The 4,009-nt window shown below is 75.2% G+C and carries 5 protein-coding genes; 1 reads left to right on the forward strand and 4 read right to left on the reverse strand.

What is annotated here, in order from left to right; genetic code table 11:
* Nucleotides 1–68: 68 nt before the first annotated feature.
* From ilvA to ABEB16_RS17875, 3 genes are read right to left on the reverse strand one after another with little or no spacing between them, the layout of a single operon-like run.
* Nucleotides 69–1,325, reverse strand: coding sequence for a threonine ammonia-lyase IlvA (ilvA, locus tag ABEB16_RS17865; protein ID WP_345713569.1), 1,257 nt, complete (start codon nt 1,323–1,325; stop codon nt 69–71).
* 7 nt (nt 1,326–1,332) lie between these two features.
* Nucleotides 1,333–2,832, reverse strand: coding sequence for an amino acid permease (locus tag ABEB16_RS17870; RefSeq protein WP_345713570.1), 1,500 nt, complete (start codon nt 2,830–2,832; stop codon nt 1,333–1,335).
* A 59-nt stretch (nt 2,833–2,891) separates the two neighbouring features.
* Complete coding sequence (locus ABEB16_RS17875; protein ID WP_345713571.1) at nt 2,892–3,116, reverse strand: DUF5703 family protein; 225 nt, start codon at nt 3,114–3,116, stop codon at nt 2,892–2,894.
* 38 nt (nt 3,117–3,154) lie between these two features.
* Between ABEB16_RS17875 and ABEB16_RS17880 the strand changes: the two genes are divergently transcribed.
* The gene (locus ABEB16_RS17880) at nt 3,155–3,553 is read left to right on the forward strand and encodes a primosomal protein (protein ID WP_345713572.1); all 399 of its coding nucleotides are present in this window, start codon (nt 3,155–3,157) and stop codon (nt 3,551–3,553) included.
* 24 nt (nt 3,554–3,577) lie between these two features.
* On the opposite strand, the gene ABEB16_RS17885 is transcribed toward ABEB16_RS17880, so the two are convergent.
* Nucleotides 3,578–4,009: CorA family divalent cation transporter (locus tag ABEB16_RS17885; protein ID WP_345713573.1), on the reverse strand; the 432-nt coding region annotated here is incomplete at its 5' end.

Raw genomic sequence — 4,009 nt, forward strand, 5'->3', positions numbered from 1 at the left:
GTCCGCCGTCCGCTGACCCCGGGCCCGCCCGCGCGGTGGGAGCGCCGGGGCACCGCGCCCCGGCGCTCTCACAGCAGGTACCGGAACAGCGGGCTGGCCGGGTCGACGCGCTCCACCGCCGGCGGTGCGGCCGCCATCCGCGCCAGCAGCGGCCCGAGGTCGTCCGCGCGGGCCAGCTCGACGCCCACGAGGGCCGGGCCGGTCTCGCGGTTGCTGCGCTTGACGTACTCGAACAGCGTGATGTCGTCGTCGGGGCCGAGGACCTCGTCGAGGAAGCGGCGCAGCGCGCCGGGCTCCTGGGGGAACTCCACGAGGAAGTAGTGCTTGCGGCCCTCGTGGACCAGCGCGCGCTCGACGACCTCCGCGTAGCGGCTGACGTCGTTGTTGCCGCCGGAGAGGACGCACACCACCGATTCACCGGGCGCCACGGGCACGGCGCCGCCGAGGGCGGCCGGCGCCAGCGCCCCGGCGGGCTCGGCGATGATGCCGTCGGTCTGGTACAGGGCGAGCATCTCCGCGCACGCCGCGCCCTCGGGCACCACCGCCAGCTCCGCGCCGCCGGCGGCCACGACCCGGTACGTGGCGTCCCCGGCGCGGCGCACCGCGGCCCCGTCGACGAAGCCGTCGATGTGCTCCAGCCGCACGGGGCCGCCCGCGGCCACCGCCGCGGCCATGCACGCCGCCCCGGCAGGCTCCACCCCCACCAGGCGCACCCCGGGGTGCCGCTCGCGCAACCACGCCAGGCAGCCGGCCAGCAGGCCCCCACCTCCCACGGGGACGACGAGGACGTCGGGCGGGGCGCCGGTGGCGGCCGTGAACTGCGCCACGACCTCGGCGGCCACGGTGCCCTGCCCGGCGATGGTGCGCGGGTCGTCGAAGGCGGGCACCAGGGTCGCGCCGGTGGCGGCGGCGTCGGCCAGCGCCCCGGCGGCGGCGTCGTCGTAGGTGTCGCCCGCCACGATCGTGGTGACTGCCGGCCCGCCCAGGGCCGCGATCCGGTCGCGCTTCTGCCGCGGCGTGGTGCGCGGCACGTGCACCCGGCCGGGCACCCCCAGCAGCGCGCAGGCGTGCGCCACCCCCTGCCCGTGGTTGCCGGCGCTGGCGCAGACCACGCCCGCGGCGTGGTCCGCCCCGGCGAGCTGGGCGATGAGGTTGTACGCCCCGCGCACCTTGTAGGAGCGCACCACCTGCAGGTCCTCGCGCTTGAGCCACACCTGCGCGCCGGTGCGCGCGGAGAGCCGGGCGTTGGGCTCCAGCGGCGTGGTGGTCACCACCCCCCGCAACCGGGAGGCGGCGGACTCGACCGAGGCGGCGTCGACAGGCACGCCCCGATCATCCCCGCCGCGCGCCGGCGGGACCGGCCGGGGTGCGCCCGGCCAGGTGCGAGCGGCGGTAGCCGTAGGCGAGGTAGACGAGCAGCCCGACGGCCATCCAGACCGCCAGCCGCACCCACGTCACGGCGGGCAGGAAACCCATGAGCGCCAGCGAGGCCAGCGCCGAGAGCACCGGCAGCACGGGCACGCCGGGCATCCGGAAGGCGCGGGGCAGGTCCGGGCGCCTGCGGCGCAGCACCAGCACGCCGACGGAGACGAGCACGAACGCGAAGAGGGTGCCGATGTTCACCATCTCCGCGAGCTCCCCGAGCGGGACGAGGGCGGCCACGACGGCGACGACCGCGCCGGTGGTCACCGTGGTGCGCACCGGCACCCCGCGGCGCTCGCTGACGGCGGAGAACCACCCCGGCAGCAGGCCGTCGCGGCCCATCGCGAACAGCACCCGCGTCTGGCCCAGCATGAGGATCATCATCACGGTGAGCAGGCCGGCCACCGAGCCGGCGCTGATCAGGGTCGCCACCACCGGGGCCCCGACCTGCCGGAAGGCGTCGGCCAGCGGTGCGGCGGTGCTGATCTCGTCGTAGCGCACCATGCCCGTGATGACGAGGCAGACGGCGACGTACAGGCCGGTGCAGATCGCCAGGGAGCCGAAGATGCCGCGGGGCACGTCCCGCTGGGGGTTCTTCGTCTCCTCCGCCGCGGTGGCGACGATGTCGAAGCCGATGAACGCGAAGAACACCAGCGCGGCGGCGGTGAAGATCCCCATGACGCCGAACGCGCCGGGTGCGAAGCCGAGGTCCTGCCACAGCGAGGGGTCGGCCGGCTGCGCCGACGCGCCCGCCGAGCCCGACGGCGGCACGAACGGGGAGTAGTTGGCCACCTTCACGTAGAACAGCCCGGCCACGATGACGACGGCGACCACGGTGAGCTTGAGGGCCACGACGACGGCGTTGACCCGCGAGGACGCCTTGCTGCCCAGGCACAGCACCGCGGTGAGCACGGCGATGACGCCGGCGGCGACGAGGTTGGGCGAGGTCGGGGTGGGCGACTCGTCGTAGACCCACGCCGGCAGGGACAGCCCGAGGGTCTGCTGCAGCAGGTCGGCGACGTAGCCGGACCAGCCCACCGCCACGGTCGCGGCGCCCAGCGCCATCTCCAGCACGAGGTCCCAGCCGATGAGCCAGGCCACCACCTCCCCGAGGCTGGCGTAGGAGAACGTGTAGGCCGACCCCGCCACCGGCACCGTGGAGGCGAACTCCGCGTAGCACAGCGCCGCCAGCGCGCACACCACACCGGCCACGACGAACGACAGCGACACCGCCGGGCCGGCGAGGGTGCCCGCGGCCCGGCCGGTCAGCACGAAGATGCCGGTGCCGATGATGACGCCCACGCCGAACACGGTGAGGTCCCAGGCGCCCAGGGACTTGCGCAGCCGGTGCCCCGGCTCATCCGTCGTGCGGATCGCTTCCTCGACCGTCTTCGTCCGCCAGATGCTCACGTCGGCCTCCTCGTGCGTCGGCGCAGGTCGTCGATCCCGACCGCCGGCGCCCTGCGGGTTCACGCCGTGCGGACCACCCGGATGATCTTCCTGCGCAACCGCACCCGCCGCACGCCGCCGAAGGAGACCCGCACCAGGTCCAGCTCCCAGCGGCCGTAGTCGGCCTGCTCGGTCAGCAGGCGGCGCGCCTCCGCCCGGGAGGTGGTCCGCGGGAACGTCAGCGTCCGGTACTCGTACTGGTCCGGGCCGGTGGGGGGCGGTCCCTTGCCGCTGTGCGATCGCATCGCTGCCATTGTGGCCCGCAGGCCGCTACGGTCGGAACATGACGCCGGACCCGCGTGCCGCGCTCGCCCGCCTCGTGGCCGCCCTCGAGGGGCACCTCGACGCCGCCGCGAACCGCCGCGGCGAGGCGGACCCGGCCGTGGAGGCCGCCTACCAGCGCCTCGCCGACGCCTTCGAGGTGTACGACACGGCGCTGTACTCCACCTATGACGAGGTCACCCCGCTGGTGCTCTACGACGACGTCGAGGACGAGCGCGAGGACGAGGAGCTCGACGGCATCGACGAGGACGACGTCGACGACGTCGAGGAGGTGGACGACCTAGTGGACGACACCGAGGACGACACCGAGGACGAGGACGACACCGGGGACGAGGAGGACGTCGAGGACGACGAGGACCTCCTCGACGTGCGCGGCCCCGCCGAGCGCAGCGCCCCCTGACGCCGCCGGCCGGGCGCGACGGCCTCAGAGCCAGCCGGCGCGCCGGAAGCGGCGGTGCAGCACGGTCCCGACGACGAGCATCACGAGCAGGCACCCGGCGTAGCCGAAGCGCCAGGACAGCTCCGGCATGTGCTCGAAGTTCATGCCGTAGACGCCCGCGATGAGCGTCTCCGCCCCCAGGATGGCGGCCCAGCCGGAGATGCGGCGCATGTCCTCGTTCTGCCGCACCGACACCTGCGCGAGGTGGGCGTTCAGGATGTCGGTGAGCGAGCGGTCGTAGCCCTCCACGTGCTCGACGGTGCGCACGAGCTGGTCGACGACGTCGCGCAACGCGAAGTGCGCCTCCCGCGCGGCGTCCCCCCGCCCGCCCCCGCCCCGCTGCGCGCCGCCGGCGGTCCCCGCCCGGCCGTCGGCGCCGGCGGTGCCGTCCCGGCGCGCGAGCAGGTGCTCGCGCTG

Origin of the sequence: Kineococcus glutinatus (genome assembly GCF_039542765.1) — a bacterium.
In the GTDB taxonomy this organism is placed as follows: Bacteria; Actinomycetota; Actinomycetes; order Actinomycetales; family Kineococcaceae; genus Kineococcus_A; species Kineococcus_A glutinatus.

Coding starts and splice junctions, on each gene's coding strand:
- ABEB16_RS17875 (WP_345713571.1), bottom strand. CDS start 3,116: ATGCGATCGCACAGCGGCAAGGGACCGCCCCCCACCGGCCCGGACCAG.
- ABEB16_RS17880 (WP_345713572.1), top strand. CDS start 3,155: ATGACGCCGGACCCGCGTGCCGCGCTCGCCCGCCTCGTGGCCGCCCTC.